A 23,079-nucleotide genomic window follows, 5' to 3' on the forward strand; every position below is an offset into this window, starting at 1 on the left:
CGACATCACGTCACGCCGTCACCGGCCGCTGCCAGAACTGACCGTCAAACGCTGTCGCTACTCGTAGACAGAGTCAGTCACGGCACCTGCAGATAGAGGTGGAACGAGACCGTCAACCCGCCGCAGTCGGCGTGACCGGCTACACATGGTCGTTGGTGCCGATGAGTGTCCCCGTCGGGCCGGCTGCCGCGGGTTGGCCAGCCTCGCTGATGCCATCGCCGCTCCTTGCCTCTGACGGCTGGGTAAGACCCAGACGGCGGCCACCGTCGGGAGCGTTGAGAGTGGAGTCAGTGGCGGCCGGTGCCGCGCGGTGCACAGTTGTGGGGAGTCCTCGTCCCCGCGAACGCCATGTCGAGTGCCGTGGTGGTGATATCGAGCGAGGCGAGCAGGGCGGCAATCAGTGTGCCCAGGACCAGCAGCGGTTTGGCCGTATGGTCAAAGAACCGTCATCGCCCTGCCGGAGCATGGGGCGCACCTCTCGGAGTCGACGCGCCGCCCCATGTTGTCGCATCTGCATGGCGGCAGTTCATCGAGCTGCTCGGCCCCGCACAGCTGGGCGTTCTGGTTGAGTCGGGGGAGCCGGTTGTGGAGCATCTGGCGCAGGAGTCCGGCGGGAGGCCCGCGACCGGTACAGACTGGCGGCCGCGACGCCCATCGCCGCCACCCCGTACGCCAGTGTCCCCACTGCCAAGGTGTCGTTGGGTACCGCCCGATCCGTCACGTAGTCCGCTGCTCCCGCGACCGCGACCGCGAGCCACTCCCAGCGCCCCTCGAACGCGGCGAGAGCGATCAACAGGAGGGCGTACCAGGAATAGCCTGGGGTCATGAGGAGAAACGCTGTTCCGGTGAGCAGCAGGGCACCGTGCCACGGGCGTTCGGCGCTGCCCTTGACGATCACATATGCGAAGGCGACCAGCATGCCGAGCATGGCCACGGGCAGCAGCCACGCATCGGGCAGCGGCAGCAGCTGCAGGAGAGCGAAGCGGTCGCTGCCCGAGGCGTTGTCGTAGCCCTCTTCCTCCAAATAGCCGCTGAGGTAGCCGAACACGGACTGCTCGGAGAGGAGCAGGTACGGGAGATAGGCGAGGGCGAGGACGGTCAGGGCGGGGGCCACCAGTCGGACTGCGTCGCGGAATCTGCGGACACCGCCGAGCGCGCCTGCCAGTGCCACTGCCGGCAGCAGCTTGGCCGCCGTGGCCGCGCCGAGCAGCGCGCCGCCAGCCAGGCGGGCGTGGCCATTGCTGCCGTTGACGTGGTTGCGGGCGAGGAGTACAAGACCGCCGACCGTGAGCAGGACGCCGAGGGCGTCCGCGTGCGCGTTGTTGACCGCCTCGATAGAGACTGCCGGACACCATGCCCAGAGCGCGGCGTGCCAGGGCCGTCGGCGCAGGGCCGCCAGGAGGACACCCGTCACGCCGATGGACAGCAGGGCGCCGCCGATTTGCAGCGGCTTGTGGCGCGCGCCGGTGGGGGAGATCGTATCGACGGCCAGGAAGTACAGCTCGCCAACAGGAGGATAAATAGTGTGCACCCAAGGCCTGTTGATACGCGTACACGTGTCTGCGTCGATCTTCGCGCGGCGCTGCTCCACGCAGACTGCCCCGCTCGAGAACAGCCACTCGTCGCGCAACGACGCGAGCGCTGGATCTGCCGGCGGATGGTCGTACGGTGAGATGCCGGCCGATTGGACGCGACCGTCCCAGGCGTAGCGGTAGGAATCGGTGCTGGTGCGCGGCGGTCCCGCAAGTCCTGTGGCCGCGATTGCGACCGAACCTGCCAGGATCAGACCGGCCGCGTGCCGCGCCGGTACCTTGCGTAGCGTGAACACCGCGGCAGCGAAGAGTAGCCAGCACGCTCCGTACCAGAGGGAGAGCGTGCCCGGGGCGGTGAAGTAGCTGTCCTCCTGGGAGAGCGTCACAGTGAGCGCGGCGACGAGCGCGGCGAGCAGTGCGGTGGGGAGCAGCAGAGCGCGAATGATCACCGTTCGACCGTCGCAGGCTGAGAGGGGAAACGGGAGGGTGGTGCGAGCGGTGTCCGGGAACTGTAAGGAGTTCCTGACTCGAAGGGCGGCGTTCGGGAACCGTAAGGCGTCCTGGGCCCCATTTGGGTCGTTCTGAGGGTGTCATAGTGGCATGAACTCCATGCAAGAATCAGCCGCCGAAGGCGGCCGGGGCAATCTGCGGCCCGGCGCCACGGGCCCCGAGGGGGAGACGCTTATCGTGCAGCGTCTTCATCGCCTGCTGCCCGCATTCAAGGGCAGACTGCACGACAAACGCACCGCGACCGTAGTCGGCCGCTGGCTCGGTGGTGCCGTTCTCGTCTGCTTTGTGACTGGCACGGTCAGCCACTACGTGCAGCACCCGAGTAGCTGGCTCATCGACATTCTGCCCAGCCGGCCCTCATGGGGGTACCGGCTCAATCAGGGACTGCACGTTGCGAGCGGTATCGCGGCGATCCCGCTGCTGTTCGCCAAACTGTGGACGGTGTTTCCGCGGCTTTTCGAATGGCCGGCTGTACGCAACGTGTGGCACGGGCTCGAGCGGATCTCAGTTGCCGCGCTCGTAGCGACCGGTGTTTTCCAACTGTTCACTGGGCTGCTCAACACCGCGCAATGGTATCCGTGGCCCTTCTCTTTCGTGCCCGTGCACTTCGCTGTGTCCTGGCTCTTCATCGGGGCATTGCTGCTCCACATCGCGGTCAAGTTGCCGGTTATTTCGTCACACTGGCGGCGCGAGTCCGCAGCCACCCTGGAGATCGGTGACGGAGCCGACCGACGGTCGTTCCTGTACGGCGTCGCGGTGGCGGTCGGTGCCGTGACGCTGACGACGGCTGGCCAATCATTCACACCGCTGCGGAGCCTCGATCTCTTCGCGCCCCGCCATCCCAACTACGGGCCGCAGGGCTTGCCGGTCAACAAGACGGCGGTCGCGGCGGGTGCCGACCAAGTCGATCTGGCCACCTGGAAGTTGGAGGTCGGAGGGCCGCAGCCTTTCACGCTAAGTTTGGACGAACTGCGCGCCCTGCCGCAATACGAGGCCGAGCTGCCCATTGCCTGCGTGGAGGGTTGGAGCAAGTCGGCGAAGTGGCGCGGCGTCCGCGTCCGCGACCTCCTGGAGCAGGCCGGTGCGCCCGCCTCGTCGCGGGTGCGGGTGACGTCATTCCAGCGGGGCGGTGCGTACCGCGTGATGGAGATGGGCCGCAATTACGCCGAGGACCCGCTGACCCTGCTCGCTTTGGAACTCAACGGGGAGCCGCTGCACCCTGACCACGGCTTCCCGGCGCGGATCATCGCACCGAACCGTCCCGGTGTATGGCAGACCAAGTGGGTTGCGAAGGTGGAGGCATTGTGATGCGAACCGTTCTGGGGACTTTGGGAGTTGCCGGCATGGCGCTGGGAGTCTGGCGCCTGTTGGAGGTGCGCGACCCGCTCGACGTCGCGGTCTGGCTGGGCGGCGCGGTCGTCCTGCACGACGGAATCATCGTGCCTGTCGTGCTTGGAATCGGCCTGCTAGTGGGTGGGGTGCGAGCCCGTGGAACGGTCCGCGGGGCTCTGATAGTGGCGGGTTCGGTTACTGCCGTGGCCCTGCCAGTCCTGCTGCGCCCGGGGGCAGCGGCCAATCCCTCGGTGGTTCCGCTGAACTATCTGCGGAACTGGCTGTGGATGATGGCGCTGCTTGGGGTGTTCATAGCGGGGGCGACCGCTGTGGGGTGGGCCCGGGCTAGAAGGAGGTAGGCCGATGCACGCAGGCCCGGGGCGGACCCTCAAAAGGGGTCCGCCCCGGGCCTGCGTGCATCAGGACCGACGTTCCATCTGGACGAAGGTACGGTCGCCGGAGGCCCAGGTCTCTGTCGTGGACAGGCCGCACAGGTCCGCGTACGTCCGCAGGGCGGAAACCCCGACGCGGGCCCAGGGGAAGCCGGTGCCGGGCAGGTAGGAGGCAGCGTTGGTCATCTGGACGTTGACGCATTCGTCGACATCCGCCGTGGCGGCTTCCGCAATGATCGTTCCGTGCGAGGTAAGTAGGGAGGCCGTGCGCGTGAGGAGAGCCGCTGGGTCGCCGCCGATGCCGATGTTGCCGTCCATGAGCAGGGCCGTGCCCCAACTCCCTTCACGGGGAAGGGGGTCGAAGACCGAGCGGCACAGAGCGCTGCCGCCCGACCCGAGCGTGCGGGCGACCGCGGCCGGGCTGACGTCGATGCCGAGGGCCGGGCGGCCGAGCGCGGCGAGTTCCGCGACGAGGCGGCCGGGACCGCAGCCGATGTCCAGGACGGGACCGCGTCCGCAGCGGGCGAGGACCGTGCGGTCGGCCGCGTCCGGCTCGGCGCACCAGCGCTCCACGTCGAGGGGGAGCAGCCAGCCGTCCGCCCTGCGCAGGAACAGCGGGCCGCGGCCGGTGCGCAGCGCGGTGGCGTACGGGCCCTCGTCGTGCCAGGGGGCGTCGATCTGACGCAGGACGGGTGTGGAACTGATCATCGGGAGAGGCCTCTGAAGTGAGCGGCGGTGCCGGTGGGGTGGAGCGCGGGCAGCACTGCGGTCGTGGGGGGAGGGGACAGGAGCGGCTCCTGCGAGGCGAAGCAGCTCGCCGCACCGGCGCGCTGCAGCGCCGCGGAGTGCACCGCGCGCCATCGCGTGGCGAACCGGCTCAACGGCACCTCGGCGGCCACTGCCTGTGCGTCCGCTGCCGTGTCCACATCCCTGAGCACCGGCAGCAGACGTACGTGCAGCCCAGCCGCGTGGAGGCGAGCCCGCTGGACGGCGCCGGTGGCGGACGTCGACATCGGCACGCCGTGGACGACCGCACCGTTCGGGGTGCCGAGGCCGAGCGCCCAGTAGCCGCCGTCGGCGGCGGGGCCGATGCTGGCGTCGTGCGGACCCAATTCCTGTACAGACGCGAGGAGGTCGACGGTAATTTGCGGGGTGTCCATGCCGACGAGGAGCGTGGGTCCGCTACAGGCGTCAAATGCCGCGGCCAGGCGTTGGTCGAGCCGTCCTGCGCACTGCGGGACGACATCGAATCCCTGCGGTAGCCAGAGGCCGGGCTCACCGTCGAGCACCAGGATCCGGCGGTCGGCCGGAGCGGAGAGTGCCATGTGCAAGGTGTCTGTGAGGGCGGCCTCGGCGAGCGCGGCTGCCTCGGCCGGCGTGTAAGGCGGGGTCAGCCGTGTCTTGACCCGACCTGGGAAGGGGGACTTGGCTATTACGAGGAGAGTCGTCATACGAGTTCCGATGGTGTGGTAGTGGGGTGGAGAGTAGCCAGGGCTGGGGCGTGTCGCGGCGCCGGTTGTAGGGGACGGCCGTTGACGGGGTGTCGGCGGGCGGCCTGCGAATGGTGGTGTGGCCTGGTGCCAGGGTGGTGCCGTCGGAGATCAGTCCTGGAGCCAGACTGTCGGCTCCTTCGGGATGAGCAGGTCCGTCCCCTGTCTTGCGAGCCGAACCGTCGGTCCCCGGGCAGGCCAAACCCGTAGTGCGGGAGGTTCCGCGAATACCGGGCGCATGTCCTGTACCGCCTGCCAGGTCTCTGCCAAATGCCCGTCACTTTCGACTTCCCGGCGCGCGGCAGGTACGGCATATTGCGCTCCGTCACGCGCAACCACTCGTCCGAGGCGCGGACCACCACCTCCAGTGGGTAACCGCTGCGGCGGTCCGTGAGGTCGAGGGCGAGCAGGTCCGTGCGGCGGTCCGCGCGCAGTGGGCCAAGGTCGTGCAGGCGCAGGCCGGTGCGGCGGCGCCGCATACGGGAGAGGGCGAGGTTGCCGGCGCGAGCGTGCGTAGGCCAGGCATCCCTGGAGTCAGGGCGGCGTCGGCCGAGCACCAGGTCGGCGGATCCATCGGCGATTAGGTGAACGAAGGAGACCAGGAGACCTGGATCCAGCGAGGCATCGCAGCCGCAGAAGCAGACGAACTCCGCCTCGGCGGCGAGCAGTCCGACATGGCACGCTGCGCCGAAGCCGCGCCGCGACTCGTGCACGACCCGGGCGCCGAGCGCGTGGGCGAGTTCCGCAGAGCCGTCGGTCGCGCCGTAGTCCACGACGATCGCGCGCCAGCCAACCGGAATACGTGCGAGGACCCAGGGCAGCGCCTCGGCCTCGTCCATGCAGGGCAGCACCACATCTGCGCGCGGCGCGAGGAGCGTCATGTCAGAGGGAGTCGTCGATTGGGTCACGCCCTCACCGTACGAAGTGAATGCGGATATTTAGGGGTTTCGGCTCCTTACGGAGTGCGGACATCGACCTTGTGACGGGCTTGACCGCAGCGCACTGCCCATTCCGGTGAAAGGCTTCGCGACATCCATTGATGAAGTAGGCGTTTGGTCCCAGCAAACCGCGCAATCCGAGCGCTCTGGCCGGGGGCCAACGCGCCCAGCTCCTCATATTCGATGGCGATCCGATCGTGTCCGAAGCCATCGCTGGATATCATGTCGACCGCGCCGTGGAGGAACGGCCGCCGGAAGTGGTCGTGCTCGAGCGTTCTTCGGCTACGTCACCGAGTCCTACTCATCGCCTGGCGCGCGGCGCAGTGGAGGCCCACTGGGCAGCGCCGAGGTGCACAACGTTGGCGGCTTCGAGCACGACCAGACGCCGAAGTCCCAGGCTGTGCCGCTCGCGCGGCAGCCCCAGCACCTGGTTGGTCGGACAGCAGTTGGCAAGGCCCAAGGCACGCAGCGCGCATCGGGTGACGGTCGCCGGCTCGACCACGGTGGCCAGTTGGCGCCGGTGGCCCTTCTCCAGCCGGGGCCGGACCGCGGCGAGTCGGGCCCAGTCGTCGGTGTCGAGTGCCGCCAGTTCGGCTTCCTCTCGACGGGCGCGCAGGTCGAAGTGGCCCTGCAGGAGAAGTCGGGTCAGCTCCCTCGCCCCATGTTCGGCGTCTTCCTTCACCCGTACATGGGACAGGAGCAGAACTTCGGGACGGGAGAGGGAATCGATGAGACAAGTGAGGAAACAAGTGGCTCGGTCAAAGGGGTCAGCCGCCGCGGCGGCCGCATAGCCTGCGGTCGTCGGACTCTCGCTTTCCAGGCGGACGAATGGGTGGCACCTTCGACACTAGGGAGGAGAGCCCGACCTCACATCGGTGCGGCGACCCACTGTGGAAGACCCGGCCTGCTCCCGCGCATCCCCGGTCGCCGCCAGAGCCTGGCGCGGCGTGAACAGTCCCGGTTCCGCCTCCATCAGCCAGCCCTGCTCGACCAGCCGTTTCAGCTTCGACCGGAAGCCTTCCACCTTGCTCTTGTCCGTCAACAGGCCCAGCACGGCACACAGGTGATGCGCCCGCATCGGATGCACCGCGTCCATCAGGACCTCCACGATGTCCCGGTACGAACCCGGCAGCACCCCATGGCCAGCTCAGGCGTCCACTGGGCACCATCCGCACCCCGACGGCAACCGGTGCTCCTTCACCTCCGCCTCGCTGGCGTCCGCATCCGCCCCGGCAACCGAGACCCTCTCCTCGCCGGACAGGATCTCGGTCATCGTCTCCCACGTGATGTGCAGGCGGGACAACCCGTCCTCCCGCTCAGTTGCCTGGTCAACTCCTCGCCTTGGTCCCGTAGTTCGGCGACATCCTCCCTCGCGGCAGCCTCCCGCCGATCGAGTTCCTCCAGCCACGACACCATCGCCGCCTCCAAGACCACGTCCTGGGACACGACGATCCGCCGTCCGACCACGAACGGCAACGGCGCAGGGCATCACCACGGCCTGACGCCCCCGAGCCAGGCCTGATCCGGGGCAGACCCGCGCGAGTGCGCCCTACACTCCGCCCATGATCTGTCGTCTGTGGCGTGGCTGGACCACGAGGGAAAACGCCGACGCGTACGAGTGCTTCGATTCCGGGGGCAGGTCATCCCCGGAATCGAAGCACGGCGCATCCCGAGGTTCCTGTCGATCGATCTGATCCGGCGCGAACGGGCAGACGACGCCGAGTTCATGACCCTGAGGTGGTTCGACACCTTGGCCTCGGTACAGGCGTTCATGGCAGGGGACTACGAGATAGTACAAGTACCAGCAGCCGCCCAGGGGCGTGCTCTCGTACTTCGACGAGCGGTCAGCCCGCTTCGAAGTACTCGACCGCCGTCAGCAGCCACACTGAGCAAAACCCGCGAACTGACGTCCTGAGCGGGTTGGTCCCTGCAGAAGAGCCGCACCCCGTCCTATTGGTGGCTGCAGCCTTTGTGCGTGGTTGTCGGCCGCCTGCAGGGTCGGCTCCTAACGCTGCTGTGCCCGCGCGAACTCCCGCATCCCCTGCGCGAACCCGACCTCCGGCTTCCACCCCAGCTCGGCCCGCAGGCGCGACGAATCGGCGGTGACGTGCCGTACGTCCCCGAGCCGGTACTCGCTCGTCACGACCGGCTCGGGCCCGCCGTGCGCGGCGGCCAGCGCGGCCGCCGTCTCGCCGATGGTGTGCGGCTCGCCGCTGCCGCAGTTGTACGCGCGCAGCGACCCGGCCGCCCGGTCGCGTACGGCCGCGAGCGCGACCACGTTCGCCCCCGCCACATCGCGTACGTGCACGAAGTCCCGCCGTTGAAGGCCGTCCTCGAACACCCGGGGAGCGCGGCCGGCGGCGAGCGCCGAGCGGAAGAACGAGGCGACTCCGGCGTACGGGGTGTCGCGCGGCATCCCCGGCCCGTACACGTTGTGGTAGCGCAGCGCGGTCACCCGGCCGCCCGTCGCGCGCGCCCACGCGGCGGCGAGGAACTCCTGCTGGAGCTTGGTCGCCGCGTACACGTTGCGCGGATCGAGCGGGGCGTCCTCGCCGACGAGCCCCGGCTCCAGCGGGGCGCCGCACGACGGACACGGCGGCTCGAACCGCCCCTCGTCGAGCGCCTCGACGGACCTCGGGCCCGGCCGGACCACTCCGTGCCGTACGCAGAGATAGCGCCCCTCGCCGTACACGACCATCGAGGAGGCGAGCACCAGATCGTGCACGCCCGCCTCGGCCATCGCGGCGAGCAGGACGGCCGTGCCGAGGTCGTTGCAGGACACGTAGGCGGGTGCGTCGGCGAAGTCCTTGCCGAGACCGACCATCGCGGCCTGGTGGCAGACGGCGTCGACGCCGGCGAGTGCATGCGCGAGGGCGTCGGGATCGCGTACGTCACCTCGTACGAAGGGAGCGGGGAGGTCCGCGGGCGCGGTGGAGTGGGCGCTCGGGAGCAGGGCGTCCAGGACCACGGGCTCATGGCCCACGCGATCCAGGGCCGAGACGATCTGGGAACCGATGAAGCCGGCACCGCCGGTGACGAGTACACGCATGCCTGCGACGTTAGGCGCGCGGAGGTACGCGGGGGGACTGCTGGACGTGGTGTGTCATGGCTTCGTAAGAGATCGGACGGCGGCATTGCTGGAAGCCAGGTCAGCTGGCGTCTGTGACGAAAACGGGGCTGACAAGTCGGCGTGCGTGAGAGCGCACCGCCAGTGGCTGGCACGGCGACGAACATGCGGCACTTGCTGCCGCACAACTGCTGGGCAACCGTCGACTGCGACAGCCCCATCTCCTTGGCCATCGACCTTGTCGACCAGTGCGTCGGGTTCTTCGGCGTGCTCTCCAGGGTCCGTTTGACCTCCGCGGCGACCTGTTCATCGGCGACGGTCCGCGGTCCACCGGGACGAGGCATATCGCCCAGCCCCGCGATTCGGTGCTCGACAAACCGCGCCCGCCACCGCCCCACCGCATGCGGTGTCGAATCGAGCCTGGCGGCAACATCCTTGTTCGAGGCGCCCGTTGCGCATTCCAGGATGATCCGGCAACGCAGGGCCCACGCCTGTGGCGTGGACCGGCGTCGCACCCACCCCTCCAGCGCAGCCCGTTCCTCATCCGACAGCGTCAACTAGGCCTTCGGTCGCCCCATCCGTGCCACCCGAGAACCCTACATATCTGAACAGAATTCCTGACTCAGAAGACTAGAACCCAAGCCGGAGAAGTGGGGCCACCCGTGCCGATAAAGCCAGGTACGCGCCCTTGACCCGCAGGTGTCATCGTCGGGGGGTGTTCAGGCCGAGGGCAGACAACAGCAGGCGGAGGTCTGCCGGGTTGTGTGCGTGTGCGGCGACTTGGTAGCGAGCGGCGGCCTGTTGGGCCTCATCGAGTGGAGAGGCAAGCAGCTCGCCGTAGCCCTTCAGAGGCATGGATCCGTTGGTTCCTGCCGCACGTGGCTGCGTCATTACGGGGTGTCCCCTTCATGTCGGTCCGGGTTGATGCAGGCGGCGATGGCCGCTGCAGGCGTCCGAACGGTTGTCCTGGCTCACAGGCGCGCTAGGCCATGTCCGTGGAAGCGGGCTGACGGAGCACGTAGGTGCCGCGTGGGCCAGCCGAGACCAGGAGGCCTGCTTCGGTCAGTGAGCGGACAGCTTTGCTGGCGGTGTCCACGCTGACGTTGAACAGGGCGGCGAGTTCTGGCCGAGCGGGAAGCCGGCCGGTGAGGTGGCCGGCGTTGATGTGGTGGCGCAGGTCGTCGGCAACGCGCCGCCATGCCTGTCGGTGTGGCGTGGCAGCGCCGCTGGAGCCGAGGCCGCCGATGGGCGGGCGCATCCGGGTCAAAGCTGCCCGCCGTACGAACTGTGCGGTGGGGTAGGGGATTTGATAATAGCGCGCGATCCGTCCGGTGGTGGGAACGTCACGCGGCGGCAGGGTCTCAGCGAGGCGTTCCAGCAGGTCTTCGGCAATCTGCTGGTAGCGGGGCGTGGACTCGCCGTCGGCCCTCTGCAGACGTGAAGGGGCCACGAGATGAGAAGGCCGTGTCGCCTCTGCCGGATAGTGGGGGAGCGGGCACGCGACGGTCTGGATGTGCGAATTGCTCATGGTGGACAAGAAACTCGGCTTCAACGTGGTCGTAGGGGCAGGATATTCGTGATGCGTCGTGCGATGGGTCGGGTAGTCGCGTAGAAGTTCTTCGCGCCGGCCTGACTCCGGGGATGCGGGAGTGGGCCGTGCGAGTTGACCGAGCCGGCTCATCGATTGGTGCTGCGTTGTTTGTCGAACCGGTCAATGGGGTCGCAGCACAAGCGGCACAGGCACGTCCAGGTTCCAGGTGGGTGGCTGCCCGCGGTGCCCAGTGCCTGAGGGGTGATCGCTGCGGTGGCCTGACCGGCGGCGACTTCTGGGGCGTAGCCATCGACCTCGTCGGGGCATTCGCTGCATGTGCCGTCGAAGAGCTCACCGTGGAAGTTCCTGACTTCCTCAAGTTCGGAGAACATCGCGTCGCCTCAGCACGGTGTAGCTGGGGATGCGCAGCCACTGTTTCTGTCCTTTTGGCTCGGGCTGAATCCATCCATGTCACCGTATGCGTCTGAGGGAGATGCAGCCCAGGCAGAAAAATTTGAGATATGCCACGCAGTCAACTGCGTCATGCTTGACGAACTGGCCCCTTCGGTATGCGGCGCAAGGGGGCAGCGGCTCGCTGAGCTGACGTGTCCATGCTCATATTGAACGCGGTGTGAGCGCGACAATGCGACTCTGGAGCAATGGAGCAGTTGCATGATCGCAAGGCGAGGGCCCGGGTTCTGGTGGTCGACGATGACGTCACGGTCGCCGAGGTGGTGGCGGGGTACCTGGATCGTGCCGGGTTCCAGGTCGACCGAGCCGGGGACGGACCGGCTGCGCTGGCCCGCGCTGCCTCCCACCGGCCGGACCTGGTGGTCCTGGACTTGATGCTGCCGGGCATGAACGGCCTCGAGGTGTGTCGTCGGCTACGCGCGCATGAATCAGTGCCGGTTGTGATTCTCAGCGCGCGTGGGGATGAAACAGACCGCGTTCTCGGCCTGGAGGTCGGGGCGGATGATTACGTCACCAAGCCGTTCAGTCCGCGCGAGCTGGTCTTGAGAGTGGAGTCGGTGCTGCGCCGCTCGCGGCCCGATGCCGGGGCGCGCCCGCTCGGCCTGGCTGGCCTGACGGTAGACCCGACCTCGCGCCGTGCCACCAAAGATGGCGTCGAACTCGCGCTCACACTGCGCGAGTTCGACCTGTTGGTATTTCTCCTGCGTCACCCGCGCCGGGCTTTCGGGCGTGAAGAACTCATGCGTCAGGTTTGGGGCTGGCAATTCGGCGATCTGTCCACCGTAACCGTCCACGTGCGTCGGCTACGCAACAAGATCGAGGACGATCCGGCTCGCCCATTGCTCATTCAAACGGTGAGGGGCGTGGGGTACCGCTTTGACCCCGTCGATCGCGAGAGGGTTCTAGCGGGGCTTGCAGCTGATCCTGCCGGCCATGAGGGAAGCTGACATGCGCGACACCCTGCTGATCGCCCTGTTCGCGCTCGGCGGCGCCGTCGCGGCTGGGCTGCTTGGCGCGGCTTCGCTGTGGCTGCTGCGCCGCCGCTCCTTCGGCACCTCGCTTGTTGTAGTGGCCGCCGTGACCGTAGCTGCGATGCTTGCTGGCACGCTGGCCGTGGCACAGGCCATGTTCCTGTCTCGGCATGATCTGAGCGTCGTAACGACGGTCGTGGCGATGGCTGCCGTTGTCTCGCTGACAACCGCGTTGGTGCTCGGTCGCTGGGTCCTCGCCCGCTGTAAGGAGCTCCAGCTGGCCGCGCGTGCCTTCGGTGAGGGGGGTGAATTCTCCGCTCCCGCCGTCCACGCCAACGCCGAACTTTCCGCCCTCAGCCACGAGCTCGCCACGACGAGTTCCAAGCTTGCTGTGTCCAGGGAGCGGGAGCGAACCCTGGAAGCATCACGGCGCGAGCTGGTTGCCTGGATCTCACACGACCTGCGCACTCCACTCGCCGGGCTACGGGCTATGGCGGAGGCTCTGGAGGACGGGGTCGCCGCCGACCCCGACCGCTATCTGCAGCAGATTCGCGCCGAGGTCGAGCGGCTCAACCTCATGGTCAGCGACCTGTTCGCGCTATCCCGCATCCATGCTGGGGTGCTCGCCCTGAACCGCAACCGGATCTCCCTATACGACCTTGTCGGGGATGCCTTGGCCGGGGCTGATCCGCTCGCGTGCGAACTCGGTGTCCGGCTCGTCGGTGATCAGGTCGAGTCTGTGCCCGTTGAGGTGGACGGTAAGGAGATGAGCAGGGTCCTGGGTAATCTCTTGGTCAACGCGATCCGGCGGACACCGGCTGACGGCACGGTCGCAGTGGCTGCTGAACGTGGCCCCGAAGGCGTTGTCGTCTCAGTTACTGACGGTTGTGGGGGCATTCCCGAGGAGGACCTGCCGCGAGTCTTCGACACAGGCTGGCGCGGCAACCATACCCGTACGCCCCCAACTGGAGCCGGCCTTGGTCTCGCCATCGTCCGCGGCATTGTGGAGGCCCACCACGGCCGTGCAGCCGTGCGTAATATTCCCGGCGGCTGCCGCTTCGAAGTGACCCTGCCCGCTGCCCAGGCATGACCCGGGCGTGGTCGTCCTGGCGGGGTGCAGGTCGCGTCACGTTTGGCGCCCCGGCTGCCGGGCTTCAGCCCTTCGTCGTCGTGGGTGGGTGCCGATGGCGAAGTAGACCGACGAGCCGCAGACGGTTGGCTTCAGTCCACACGGCAAGCAGGTTGTCGACCAGCTCGGCAGCTTCTGTGCGTATCCGCCGATCACCGAGGTGCGGCAGCCCAATTCCGTGTCGGAATGGCTTCTTTCGGGGGCCCCTACGTCTTTGGTCAAGGTGGTTGGGTGCCAGTGCCAGTGCGGCTGTCATGAGTGATGGTCGTGCCTGTTCGAGCGTCGGCGGGCGAGGGTATGCGGACGTGCGATCGCTGCGGTCATCCGGTTGTGATGGACTCGGTCGACGAACGGGACTGCTCTGTCTGCGGCGCGGCCGCTGAGCATCAGGCAGCTGAGACTGCCCGGGTTCGTAATAGGTTCCATCTCGGAGCATGGCCAAGAGGATGGCGGCCGATCCGAACCGTTCCAGCATTGTGAGGACAGCCGGGTGCTGCAACCGTGGTCCCAGCACTTGTTCCAGCCAAGGGTGGATCTGGGGCAGCAGGCCGTGCGGCCGGTTCGCGACTCTGGTCGCGTCGCCGACCAGGTCGTCGTCGAAGCCGACCATCATATCGAGCTCGGCGACTGTCTCGTCGTCCAGTTCGAGCGAGCGCAGGGTGTGTGGCATCGCCCGGGCAGCGTCGGCGATGATGAACGTTTCGCGGGCGTCGGTCTTGGCCTCGCCGAGGTAGAGGACGGCGATCCGCCGCATGGTCAGGCCGGCAGGTAGGCGACTTCGCAGCCCATGCCCCTGGCCCGGGCGAGCGGCAAAGGCGCCGATTGCGGCTGTGACGTCGCTCAGCGGGCTCTGGCACAGATCTCGTGGAGCAGTCGCAGCGCCCCTGTTCCGGCGCGCGATGCGCCGTCCGTGCGCACCGTCGCCGGCTGGATCAACCGCCAAAGGCCGTCCTCGATGCCTGCCCCGAACTGCGCCAAACTCATGACCTCGTACGGGACTTCGCCCACATGCTCGCCCACCGCGCCGGCGTCGACCTGTCGGACTGGATCAGGACCGCCCCGGCCACGAAGGTACCTGGCATCACTGGCTTCGGCTACGGGCTCACCACCGACCTGGATGCTGTGATCGCCGGACTCACCGTGCGCTGGAGCTCCGGCGGTACGGAAGGCGCAGCGAACCGGGTGAAAGAGATCAGGAGGCAGCTCTACGACGCGCCGGATTCGAACTCCTCCGCAAGATGATCCTGCTTCAGTGACGCTCTGTGACTGCTCCACAAGATCTGCGCCAGAGCCCGATAAACGACGTCACTGCCAGCCGATGGTGGCGGGCCGGTCGACGACCGCGAGCAGCGTTCAACTCCCAACCGCCGCACCGAATTCATTTTGAGGTGATCAGTTACGAGGGCGCCGAGCATGCCGGCGTACTGTCCAGCTGATCAGGGCCCCAAAGGCGAGCAGAGCGGTAGCTATGGGGAGAGACCAGATCAGCTCCGCCCCTGATTCTGCGAGCTGAGGTTGGGAAGTACTCGGTGTTCCATCAGTAGCTGAGGTTGGGGGAATTGGCGCTGCTGGGCTGCTCTGGCGGCCGGAACCACGCGACGCATCAGCAAACCTCTGCGCCTGGGCAGTGTTGTAGAGCTCCCTTGCGGTTGTGCCCAGCACTGGGCCGGCCATAATGGTCGAGCCGGTCAATGCGTCGCCGTGGCTGTTGACTGATACGAGGGTGCCGGTTCCTCGCGCGGGGTCGAAATCCCGGAACCAAGGTCCTCCGCTGGCACCGCCGGTCATGTCGCAGCCGATCGCCAGCTCCGGGGGATCTGTGTGCAGAGACCGTGTCGTACCTGAGCAGTAGCGCAACACTTCACCGGCGTCTGGGTTCGATGCTGGATATCCGAACGCGGTGATGCGCATGGGGGCGGTACTGTCGAACGAGATGTCGTGGCCGCCGACTACATCGGTCAGTCGTCGGCCTGCCTGCTCGTCGACAGTCAGCGCGGCGATGTCCTCAGCTGCGTCTTCCCGCCACGACCTGGCGGTATAGGCGGTGTTGACCGCGAACGTGCCGTGCGGCGTGGCCCCTTGGGTGTAACCAGGAACAAACACCATGCGCGAATACGCGTCATGAATCATGTCAGATCGGCGGATGCAGTGCGCAGCCGTCATTACTACGGATTTGTTCCGGCTCCTGACCGCAGTGGCGGAACAGAAGGTGTCAACTCCTTCGTGATTCTGGAAGAAGAGCCGTCCCACAGTGGCCAGACCGTCCCCGGTCCACGCCCGCGACCCTGGTCCGGTGGGCCCAAGCCCCGTGCCGCGGCCGGCTGCCTTCATCCTGTCTGGCGTCCAATGAGCAAGGGCCTGCACACGGTCGAGGTCGTTGAACTCCAGCCGGTCGATACGAGTGCGCCGCTGCTGTACGCGTGTGGGAGCCGATCGAGCGGGCGGCGAAGAGAAATGCGGGGTTCCGGCTGGTGCCAGTGACGAGGCGGGCGAGGGAGGCGATGAATGGGCGGAGGGGGGAGGAGAGGGTGCTATTTCTGGCGACGGGGTGGGCGTGCCGCTCGCGGCGTAAGATCCCGTTGATGTGACGGCTGCGGTGGCCAGCATGGCCACCGCAGCCGTCGTTGTGAGCGCGCGGCCGATCCGCATGTGACCTCATCTCTTTGTTCGCGCACAGCGAGGTTTTTGACCCACGGGTGGACAGTTCCTGTAAGCGTTGGCGATGGGACGGCGCAGCGACGTGCGCATCGCCCGTAACGGCGCTCACTCGGCAGCCACTGGTGAGTGATCGAGGGGACCTTGTTGCGGCCGGTCGGCTACCGTTGCGAACGCCGCCCCGGCAACTGCCTGACCAGCTTGCAGACTTGTTGCTGCGGACGATGTCAGGACCAGCCCCTGTAGGCAGGGTCTTGAGGGGATACCAGGCCTGGGTGACGGGCAGGCCTGGCCACGGTGGCTGCCGGCCGAGGCTGAGTACCGCCGTGCCGGGCTGTGTGGGTCGTCCAATACCCCACACAGAGGACCGAGGACACAGCAGGAGTCAGCGGGGCGTCGCCAGCAGACATGCAACCGCCGGTGCCTGCCGAGTGTGTCCCAGTCTTCGCAATGTCCCTGTGGCGTCGTCGGTGTCCTGCCGGGAAATGCAGGTTGATGTCGCACATGGGTGACTGAGGGCCGGGGCAGCAGGCCTACCTCGGCGAGGGCGGCTTTCTGACGGGGGCGATGCTGACCTGTTAACGGGCGGCAAGCTCGGGCCGAGTGGCGGAGGTCGGCGGCGACGCACTGTTGTGCCTGGCAGGACGCAGCGACTGTGCCATTGGAGGCGTGTGGAGGCCGGGCGCAGCCGGGTGCGTGCCGCGCGGCGCACCAACTGTGTGGTGGGATACGGGACGCGGTAGTGGTGGGCGATCTCGTCGGCGTCAGGCACCGCACGTGGTGGCAGCACCTTTGAGAGACGGATCAGAAGGTCCTCGGCAAGCACCTGATAGTGGGGCGGCGCTTCTCCGGCAGCTGTCCGCAGGTACATAATGGCGACGAGGTCCGAGGGGCGTGCCGACTCAGCAGGCGCTGAGGCGGGCTGATGCGACGAAGTCTTACCGCACAGGTGGCTCATGATAGTCCGGGCAGTCAGCCTTACTGTGATGGCATGGGCTTGAGCTTCATTATCGGCAGCCCGGCGCGGTGGGCATCGAGATACTTAGTGATACGACACGGCGTCATTGGTTGACTCAAGGCGACCAGTTGCCGGGGCTTCAGCATCGCTCGGTCACCACCGTGGCAGGGGCGATCGAGGTCAGAGCGCCGCGGGTCAACGACAAGCGCGTCGATGAGGCGACGGGCGAGCGCAAGCGGTTCTCCTCGGCGATCCTGCCGTCCTGGGCCCGCAAGTCCCCCAAAGATCGGCGAAGTGCTACCGCTTCGCTACTTCCACGGCCTGTCATCAGGTGACTTCGTGCCCGCACTCGAGCAGTTCGTGGGCAGTTCCGCAGGGCCGTCGCTGGCCACCGTGACCCGGCTGACCGCCCAGTGGCAGGCCAAACACCAGGCGGTCGGCGAGCGTGGCCTGTCCGGGCAGCGACTACGTCTATGTCTGGGCCGACGGCATCCACCTGCGCATTCTCCTGGCGGAAGCGAAGGCCGCGGTCCGCGTTGTCATGGGTGTCCGCGCGGACGGCACGAAGGAGCTGATCGCGATGGCCGACGGTTACGGCGAGTCGCCGCGGTCCTGGGCGAGCCCGCTGCGGGACTGCCGCGGCGAAGGATGCGTGCTCCGGTCCTGGCCGTCGGTGAAGACGCGCTCGGTTTCTGGAATGCGCTGGGTGAGGTCCTGCCCGAGACTCGCCACCAGAGGTGTCGGGTTCACAGAAGGCGCAAGAATCAAGGTACTTCTTTACAGGCGCGGGCTCGTTATCAGGGTATGGCGGTTCCGGGAGATTTGCCCAACTCCACTGCAGTTTCTCGGCATTGTTGCCACATCTGAACGAGCGGCAGCGTCGGTTGGCCTTGGCCACCGAGGCCCGGCTGACCTGGTAACGGGCGGCAAGCTCGAGCCGGATGCGCGGGGTGATCCGATGTCGCCGCTGCGGTGGAAGACGAAGTCGCTGCGGAACCTGGCCGAGGAGCTGACCCGGCAGGGACACCCGGTGTCCGCACCGACGGTGGGCTGGCTGCTCAAATAGGAGGGCTTCAATCTTCAGTCGAATGCGTAGAGCCTCGAAGGCTCTCAGCGCCCCGACCGGGGTGTCCAGTTCCGGTACATGAACGAGCAGGACGCCTTCGGCTGTCCCCGCGCGAACGCTCGCCTCTGGGCAAGCGAAGTCATCGTGGAGAAGGACGGCCCCGCGTCCAACGGGCCAAGTGACACCTCATCCGTCTGCCGGCGCAGCTCGCAGAAGAACAGCTGAGACGGTGCGTGAGCAGGCTGCGCACATCAACTAGGTCCTCTACGGGTCCCGCTCGGGAAGTGCCGACTTCCCGGCGCCAGGCGAACCGCGGCCGTCCTACGCTGCGACTGTCCCGAGGCTGCAACGGTACGAGGCCAAGGCCGGCGAGCTGGGGGTGGGCGTTAGCGCTCCGCTCATGCCCAAGTTGGTCGAGGTCGGACGTGTGCACGGTTGCCTATCACGACCGGGACACCATCCCCTGGGGCAGGCCACCCAGGACATCCAGGAGTGACTCTTCCTTCCGGACAGCGTCTCGGGCCTGGAGCACAAGCCCAGCAACGCAGCGGCCGTCGCAGTGCTCCTGGCCGCCCTGTACGGAGAGAAGGGCCACCTCTTCCTCGCCAAGGCGAACCGCTACTTGGAGGCGACCAGTGACGAACAGTGAGGCAGCCATCCACGAGATCGTGGCGGCCGCTGCAGAGCCGTACCGTGCCACGGTGGTGGCCCAGTCACTCAAGGACGGGATCCCGGCCACCGGCGTGAGCCTCCCGCTGGACCCCTCACCGGACGACATCGACGGCGAGGCGGACGGCTCGATCGACATACCTTTCGACTTCACCACCCGCCACCACGGCCCAGACCTGGAGCAACTCGGCTTGTGGTGGAACTCGGTGTCGGGCTGGCGCGTCCACACGCACCCCAACCCTCTGCCAGGTGACGGGCGGCGGTGGATGGCTACAGGTGTGCTACCTCCGCCGGCACGTGGCGCGGCATTCCTCGCCAACATGATGGTCGCCTACACGATGACCGGGTCTTCGGAGCGGCCGTTTTGCCGGCGGGCGACAACGTACCCGAGCTGCTGGAACGTCTGCGTGTCTACGGACCGCCCGCCTCACCAAGACGGGCATGATTTTCAGGCCCAACCAGAAGAGGCCCTTTGCCCCGGAAGGCAAAGGGCCAAGATCGTGAGGCAAGATCCCGTGCCACCCGAATGGGACAACCTGAGAAAGATGCAGGGTGTCACTCCGGAACGGGCCATTCCAAGTGCGGCCCTACAACTGGCCCGCCTGACGGATCACCGCCTGACCGGCTCAATAGCACGGAACCTGTGGACCTATGCGCCGAGTTGACTCCTATGCAGGGCGCCCGGGCGCAGGATCGCCATAGGGAACAGCGCGGCGGACGTGCCCGGCGGGCCACCGGCAAGCTCAGCGGCAGCAGACCGCTGGCGTTCTACGACTTCCCGCCGAGCACTGGATTCACCTGCAGGCCACGGACCCCATTAAGTCGACCTTCGCGACCGTCCAGCTGCGCACGAAGGTCACCAAAGGCGCCGGATCCCGGGCTGCTGCCCTGGCCATGGTCTTCAAGTTCGTCGAGTCCGCCCAGGCCCGCTGGAGACCGGTGAACGCGCTCCACCTCGTGGCCCTCGTCAGGGCGGGAACCCACTTCGAACACGGCCACGTGGCCGAGCGGCCGAAGGCGACGGCATGATGTGTCAAAGCGGTCGACGGCACAGACGTCCCCACGGTTACGTCCTGCTCAAAGTCGAAACCGTTGAGGACAATGCCTGGAAATCCCAGCCGGATGCAGCCCGCCGACTGGGCGTCTTGCTGGCCCGACTCGGGATGCTGATCGATAGTGGCCACATGACACCGGCCCACAACTCGGCCGGCCGGGCCGGGGCCACCATCGCCAGCGTACACGCCGAGGAAGTCTGGCGGGTGCACGCGACCGCCCGCGCGAAGGCCGGCTGTCTACTGAAGACACGATCAACTGATTCTGATCGATGATCCACAAGTCTTGGCGATAGCTCGCTTGCGCAACGCCCTGAGGTGAGTGGGATTGGCTGTTCAGTCCACGTCCGTGAGGCTCGTCCAGCCGCCGGCCGGCCGTTGGCCTACGCCGAGCGACCGCAGCTGGGCGAGCACCTCCGGCTTCTGGACGTCGAGCCAGTCCACGAACTGCCGGAAGGACACCAGTCGGACGTCCTCTTTGTCCGCCATCTGCTTCATAGCCTCCTCGACGGCATCCATATAGATCCCGCCGTTCCACTGCTCGAAGTGATTGCCGACGAAGAACGGTGCCCGATTTGTCTCGTACGCACGCTTGAACCCGCCGAGATAGGCCTCGGTCGCCTGTTGCCGCCAGCGCGGGTAGTTGGCGGGCGGTGCCTGGGTCGAGTTCACGGACTGGTTGGCGAGGATGTTGTAGTCCATCGAGAGCACCTCGAAGGAGTGCCCCGGGAACGGCATCGCCTGCAGTGGCAGATCCCACACTCCCTGCTTCTTTACCGGCCAGACCTGTTGGCCGCCGGGCGAGGAGGCGTCGTAGCGCCAGCCGAGCTCGCGCGCCACGGGCAGCAGGTTGTCCTGGCCGAGCAGGCACGGGGTGCGGCCGCCGACGAGTTCCTTGTCGTAGTCGAAGGGCAGCGGGGGCAGATCGGTCCAGCCCGTGTTCGTACGCCATTGCTGCACAAAGGACTTGGCCTGGCGTATCTCGTCGCGCCACTGCGCGGAGGTCCAGTTGCCGACCGAACCGGAGCCGGCGCAGAAGTGGCCGTTGAAATGTGTACCGATCTCATGGCCGTCCAGCCAGGCCTGATGGATGTGCCTCAAGGTCTCCTTGATGTGGTCATCGGCGAGATAGCCGATGTCGGAAGCGCCCACATCGTTGTTGGGTGGCTGGTAGATCCGCTTTTTTGATTCGGGCAGCAGATAGAGGCCCGACAGGAAGAATGTCATGCGAGCATCCAGCTCCTCCGCGAGCTTGAGGAAGCGCGGGAACAGCCCGTTGCCGACCTCCCCCGCACCGTCCCAGGAGAAGACCACGAACTGGGGCGGGGCCTGACCGGGTTCGAGTGGGACGGGCCCGTCGGGCTGGTTCGGCTGTTTGCCGGTGTACGCGGTGGAGCCGTCCCCGATTGGCTTCCCGACCTTCTCCTTCGGTGTGTCAGGAATGCCCTCCCCGACCTTGGCTGGCTGACTGGTTGACGCAGCGTTGGGCTTGATGCCACAGCTCGCCACACCGGCAGCCATGACCCCGAGCCCAGCCCCCAGGGCCTTCCTGCGGCTCATTTCGCGCATCTCGTCTCCTTCCTAGTGCTGCGGCCCGTGTACGTCGGGCTCCTGGTTAGAGGAGGAGGAAGAGGCATGAGCATTACGGGATTCGTCATAATCTCTTTGCGAATCTTTGACCTACCTGATGGTGAGCCTTGAAGTAGGAGGTAGCGCAGACGCGATGAACTGGTGACCGTCCGCTGGTGGATGGACCATCGCTCGTCTGTTCCATGACCGGCGGGTGCACGATCGCCGATGGTGTCCCACTGTGTGGCGGCGTTCACTGCGTAGGTTGCAAGGTGTACTCGCACAAGTCGGCGTTCGCGCCGTGGCTACCGCTGCAAAGGAAGCATGGACACCATCGCCACCGACCATGACACCCGAGGCGAGCTGCTGCGGCGCGAGGATTTCCGCTAAAAGCCCACCCGCGGCAGCGTGCGGCAACAAGGCCGCCCCGTCCACTATCCGGTAAGTCCGCAGCCCAGTCGAAGGCCGGCAATCTCCCTGTTCGGGTAACCCCAGCCATGGGGTTTTCCCAATGCCGGGTAGTTGAGCGGTGGTTGATAGGTGCAAGGGGCCCGCCACTGTCTGTCCGGCTCCTGGCGGAGCAGGGCAAGGATGCGGGCGACACGGGTGCTGGTCTGGCCGGCGCCGACGTGTTGGGGGATGGTCGGGGTGTGCAGCTCCGCGCGCAATGCAGGGGGTGGCAGGACAGTGATCGTCATCGAGGTCACGTTCCGGCTGGTGTCGGGGCGTCCGTCCAGTTTCCGTTCTGCGTAGTGGGAGATCGGCGACTTCGCCTTCCGCGCTTCGGCGTGGAGGTGACAGGGCGGCGAGGACGCGGCGTCCGATGCCCCCGATGCCGGGCTCAATGATGCCGTGCGCGCGGATGAGCAGGTCCCGCGCGGAGGCCAGGGCGATGGTGAAGCTGCAGCGGTCGGGTTCAGTGCCGGGGCGGGACTCGGCGGCTTCGACCATGGCCCGCCGCGGCTGATAGAGCAGGAGCAGGGCCCACACTTCCTGCTCGACGCCAGCCGGGCCATGGGAGCGCAGGATGTGGGCCTGGCCGAGGGTGTGGCGCAGGGCGTAGTAGGCGCTCTCGTGCTCCGAGGGTTCGTGGCAGAGCCGGGCGATCCGTTCGGCGGGGTAGCGGCGGGCGTCCAGCAACGTGGTCACCAGCCGGTAGGAGCTCTCGAATCCGCTGCTCTCGGGCGCAGACAACGCCGATCTGGGACTCGATCGCGCGAACGGGAACGACACCGATCTGCGCGAGGAAGGATGAGTCCACGATCGCTTTGATCACCGGTGGCCGGCGATGGCGGCCGATCCGGCCGACGACCTGGGCGTCGGCGGCGTGCACGGCGGCGGGTCAGTCGTTGCTGCCGAAGCCCCGGTCCCACGACACCAGCATCCCCGGCGTCAAGTGGTGCAGCAGCCGGGTTGCATACGAGGTCTCGCCATCCCGGGCGGGTCCGAACACCGCGCCGATCACCGCGCGGGTGCCGGTCTCGACCAAGGTCATCAACTCGACCTGCCGATAACCGCCGTTCAAACAGCGGCCCGGGCCCGGTTGCGGTCGCTGTCCGGCGCTTTGATCGAACTGCAGCCGTCGAACGACACTGTACGGAACGGGCCGAAGCGCACTCCGGACGCGGTCGAGCCGGTGGCATCCACCGGCCGGTCGAAGACCCGCTTCGCGGTGTTCGGTGTGAGGTCGGGGGATGGTGTCCTTCGTCGTGGTGTTCTGGGCCAGCGGCTGGGAGTGTGCGGGTGT

General features: G+C 67.1%; 17 protein-coding genes and 7 pseudogenes. 9 read left to right on the forward strand and 15 right to left on the reverse strand.

All coding sequences use genetic code 11. The annotated features are described in order from the left end of the window. Positions 1-526 precede the first annotated feature (526 nt). Positions 527-1,981 (reverse strand): glycosyltransferase 87 family protein, encoded by a 1,455-nt coding sequence (locus H9Y04_RS43930; protein WP_187819886.1) that lies wholly within the window; start codon positions 1,979-1,981, stop codon positions 527-529. 151 nt (positions 1,982-2,132) lie between these two features. On the opposite strand from H9Y04_RS43930, the gene H9Y04_RS43935 reads away from it, so the two are divergent. Both H9Y04_RS43935 and H9Y04_RS43940 read left to right on the forward strand, forming a co-directional pair. Continuing rightward, the gene (locus tag H9Y04_RS43935) at positions 2,133-3,350 is read left to right on the forward strand and encodes a molybdopterin-dependent oxidoreductase (RefSeq protein ID WP_236072196.1); all 1,218 of its coding nucleotides are present in this window, start codon (positions 2,133-2,135) and stop codon (positions 3,348-3,350) included. Between the two features lie 35 nt (positions 3,351-3,385). After that, positions 3,386-3,733 (forward strand): hypothetical protein, encoded by a 348-nt coding sequence (locus tag H9Y04_RS43940; protein WP_236072199.1) that lies wholly within the window; start codon positions 3,386-3,388, stop codon positions 3,731-3,733. A gap of 60 nt (positions 3,734-3,793) precedes the next feature. Here H9Y04_RS43940 and H9Y04_RS43945 read toward each other — a convergent pair whose 3' ends face one another. From H9Y04_RS43945 to H9Y04_RS43985, 9 genes and pseudogenes are all read right to left on the reverse strand, one after another. Then, positions 3,794-4,474 (reverse strand): methyltransferase domain-containing protein, encoded by a 681-nt coding sequence (locus H9Y04_RS43945; protein ID WP_187819888.1) that lies wholly within the window; start codon positions 4,472-4,474, stop codon positions 3,794-3,796. Beyond that, complete coding sequence (locus H9Y04_RS43950) at positions 4,471-5,217, reverse strand: TIGR04282 family arsenosugar biosynthesis glycosyltransferase (protein WP_187819889.1); 747 nt, start codon at positions 5,215-5,217, stop codon at positions 4,471-4,473. Before H9Y04_RS43950 ends, H9Y04_RS43945 begins: the two co-directional genes overlap by 4 nt. A 150-nt stretch (positions 5,218-5,367) precedes the next feature. Continuing rightward, a pseudogene (locus tag H9Y04_RS43955) lies at positions 5,368-6,137 on the reverse strand (glycosyltransferase family 2 protein). Positions 6,138-6,495: 358 nt separating this feature from the next. Next, positions 6,496-6,876, reverse strand: coding sequence for a hypothetical protein (locus H9Y04_RS43960; protein WP_187819890.1), 381 nt, complete (start codon positions 6,874-6,876; stop codon positions 6,496-6,498). A gap of 165 nt (positions 6,877-7,041) precedes the next feature. Further along, positions 7,042-7,302, reverse strand: coding sequence for a hypothetical protein (locus H9Y04_RS43965; RefSeq protein WP_187819891.1), 261 nt, complete (start codon positions 7,300-7,302; stop codon positions 7,042-7,044). Positions 7,303-8,199: 897 nt separating this feature from the next. Next, entirely contained in the window at positions 8,200-9,243 is a 1,044-nt protein-coding gene (locus H9Y04_RS43970; protein WP_187819892.1) for an NAD-dependent epimerase/dehydratase family protein, read from the reverse strand. Between the two features lie 221 nt (positions 9,244-9,464). Continuing rightward, positions 9,465-9,776 (reverse strand): annotated as a pseudogene (locus H9Y04_RS43975) (helix-turn-helix domain-containing protein); the annotation flags it as partial. Positions 9,777-10,243: 467 nt separating this feature from the next. Then, entirely contained in the window at positions 10,244-10,789 is a 546-nt protein-coding gene (locus H9Y04_RS43980) for a GntR family transcriptional regulator (protein ID WP_187819893.1), read from the reverse strand. A 149-nt stretch (positions 10,790-10,938) separates the two neighbouring features. Continuing rightward, positions 10,939-11,184, reverse strand: a complete 246-nt coding sequence (locus tag H9Y04_RS43985; protein WP_187819894.1) for a hypothetical protein — start codon at positions 11,182-11,184, stop codon at positions 10,939-10,941. A 267-nt stretch (positions 11,185-11,451) separates the two neighbouring features. On the opposite strand from H9Y04_RS43985, the gene H9Y04_RS43990 reads away from it, so the two are divergent. Continuing rightward, a complete protein-coding gene (locus H9Y04_RS43990; protein WP_187819895.1) occupies positions 11,452-12,210 on the forward strand; it encodes a response regulator in 759 nt (252 codons plus the stop codon). Between the two features lies 1 nt (position 12,211). After that, positions 12,212-13,324: a sensor histidine kinase gene (locus tag H9Y04_RS43995; protein ID WP_187819896.1), complete on the forward strand. Its 1,113-nt coding sequence runs from the start codon at positions 12,212-12,214 to the stop codon at positions 13,322-13,324. Between the two features lie 481 nt (positions 13,325-13,805). Here the strand turns inward: H9Y04_RS43995 and H9Y04_RS44000 are convergent. Further along, positions 13,806-14,176, reverse strand: a pseudogene (locus tag H9Y04_RS44000) (IS110 family transposase); the annotation flags it as partial. A gap of 51 nt (positions 14,177-14,227) precedes the next feature. On the opposite strand from H9Y04_RS44000, the gene H9Y04_RS44005 reads away from it, so the two are divergent. After that, positions 14,228-14,605 carry a transposase gene (locus H9Y04_RS44005; RefSeq protein ID WP_187819897.1) on the forward strand — a complete coding sequence of 126 codons (378 nt, stop codon included), beginning with the start codon at positions 14,228-14,230 and terminating at the stop codon, positions 14,603-14,605. Positions 14,606-14,755: 150 nt separating this feature from the next. Here H9Y04_RS44005 and H9Y04_RS47275 read toward each other — a convergent pair whose 3' ends face one another. Next, positions 14,756-16,012, reverse strand: a complete 1,257-nt coding sequence (locus H9Y04_RS47275; RefSeq protein WP_187819898.1) for a trypsin-like serine peptidase — start codon at positions 16,010-16,012, stop codon at positions 14,756-14,758. A gap of 1,098 nt (positions 16,013-17,110) precedes the next feature. Between H9Y04_RS47275 and H9Y04_RS44015 the strand changes: the two are divergent. The 4 genes and pseudogenes from H9Y04_RS44015 to H9Y04_RS47285 all read left to right on the forward strand — a co-directional run. Continuing rightward, positions 17,111-17,732: pseudogene (locus H9Y04_RS44015) on the forward strand (transposase); the annotation flags it as partial. Between the two features lie 95 nt (positions 17,733-17,827). Beyond that, positions 17,828-18,132 (forward strand): annotated as a pseudogene (locus H9Y04_RS47280) (ISAzo13-like element transposase-related protein); the annotation flags it as partial. 545 nt (positions 18,133-18,677) lie between these two features. Next, complete coding sequence (locus H9Y04_RS44025; protein WP_187819899.1) at positions 18,678-19,376, forward strand: hypothetical protein; 699 nt, start codon at positions 18,678-18,680, stop codon at positions 19,374-19,376. A 106-nt stretch (positions 19,377-19,482) separates the two neighbouring features. Further along, positions 19,483-19,740: pseudogene (locus H9Y04_RS47285) on the forward strand (IS256 family transposase); the annotation flags it as partial. Between the two features lie 359 nt (positions 19,741-20,099). Here the strand turns inward: H9Y04_RS47285 and H9Y04_RS44035 are convergent. From H9Y04_RS44035 to H9Y04_RS46340, 3 genes and pseudogenes are all read right to left on the reverse strand, one after another. Beyond that, positions 20,100-21,332: a polysaccharide deacetylase family protein gene (locus tag H9Y04_RS44035; RefSeq protein ID WP_187819900.1), complete on the reverse strand. Its 1,233-nt coding sequence runs from the start codon at positions 21,330-21,332 to the stop codon at positions 20,100-20,102. A gap of 1,342 nt (positions 21,333-22,674) precedes the next feature. Then, a complete protein-coding gene (locus tag H9Y04_RS44040; RefSeq protein WP_187819901.1) occupies positions 22,675-22,827 on the reverse strand; it encodes a hypothetical protein in 153 nt (50 codons plus the stop codon). 26 nt (positions 22,828-22,853) lie between these two features. Next, positions 22,854-23,079: pseudogene (locus H9Y04_RS46340) on the reverse strand (hypothetical protein); the annotation flags it as partial.

The sequence above is a fragment of the Streptomyces polyasparticus genome, assembly GCF_014493765.1.
In the GTDB taxonomy this organism is placed as follows: domain Bacteria; phylum Actinomycetota; class Actinomycetes; order Streptomycetales; family Streptomycetaceae; genus Streptomyces; species Streptomyces polyasparticus.

Excerpts from the sequence above, each read along its gene's own strand:
- H9Y04_RS43935 (WP_236072196.1), top strand. The coding sequence starts at position 2,133 with ATGAACTCCATGCAAGAATCAGCCGCCGAAGGCGGCCGGGGCAATCTG.
- H9Y04_RS43940 (WP_236072199.1), top strand. The coding sequence starts at position 3,386 with ATGGCGCTGGGAGTCTGGCGCCTGTTGGAGGTGCGCGACCCGCTCGAC.
- H9Y04_RS43945 (WP_187819888.1), bottom strand. The coding sequence starts at position 4,474 with ATGATCAGTTCCACACCCGTCCTGCGTCAGATCGACGCCCCCTGGCAC.
- H9Y04_RS43950 (WP_187819889.1), bottom strand. The coding sequence starts at position 5,217 with ATGACGACTCTCCTCGTAATAGCCAAGTCCCCCTTCCCAGGTCGGGTC.
- H9Y04_RS43970 (WP_187819892.1), bottom strand. The coding sequence starts at position 9,243 with ATGCGTGTACTCGTCACCGGCGGTGCCGGCTTCATCGGTTCCCAGATC.
- H9Y04_RS43980 (WP_187819893.1), bottom strand. The coding sequence starts at position 10,789 with ATGAGCAATTCGCACATCCAGACCGTCGCGTGCCCGCTCCCCCACTAT.
- H9Y04_RS43985 (WP_187819894.1), bottom strand. The coding sequence starts at position 11,184 with ATGTTCTCCGAACTTGAGGAAGTCAGGAACTTCCACGGTGAGCTCTTC.
- H9Y04_RS43990 (WP_187819895.1), top strand. The coding sequence starts at position 11,452 with ATGGAGCAGTTGCATGATCGCAAGGCGAGGGCCCGGGTTCTGGTGGTC.
- H9Y04_RS43995 (WP_187819896.1), top strand. The coding sequence starts at position 12,212 with ATGCGCGACACCCTGCTGATCGCCCTGTTCGCGCTCGGCGGCGCCGTC.
- H9Y04_RS47275 (WP_187819898.1), bottom strand. The coding sequence starts at position 16,012 with ATGCGGATCGGCCGCGCGCTCACAACGACGGCTGCGGTGGCCATGCTG.
- H9Y04_RS44035 (WP_187819900.1), bottom strand. The coding sequence starts at position 21,332 with ATGCGCGAAATGAGCCGCAGGAAGGCCCTGGGGGCTGGGCTCGGGGTC.
- H9Y04_RS44040 (WP_187819901.1), bottom strand. The coding sequence starts at position 22,827 with ATGACCTTGGTCGAGACCGGCACCCGCGCGGTGATCGGCGCGGTGTTC.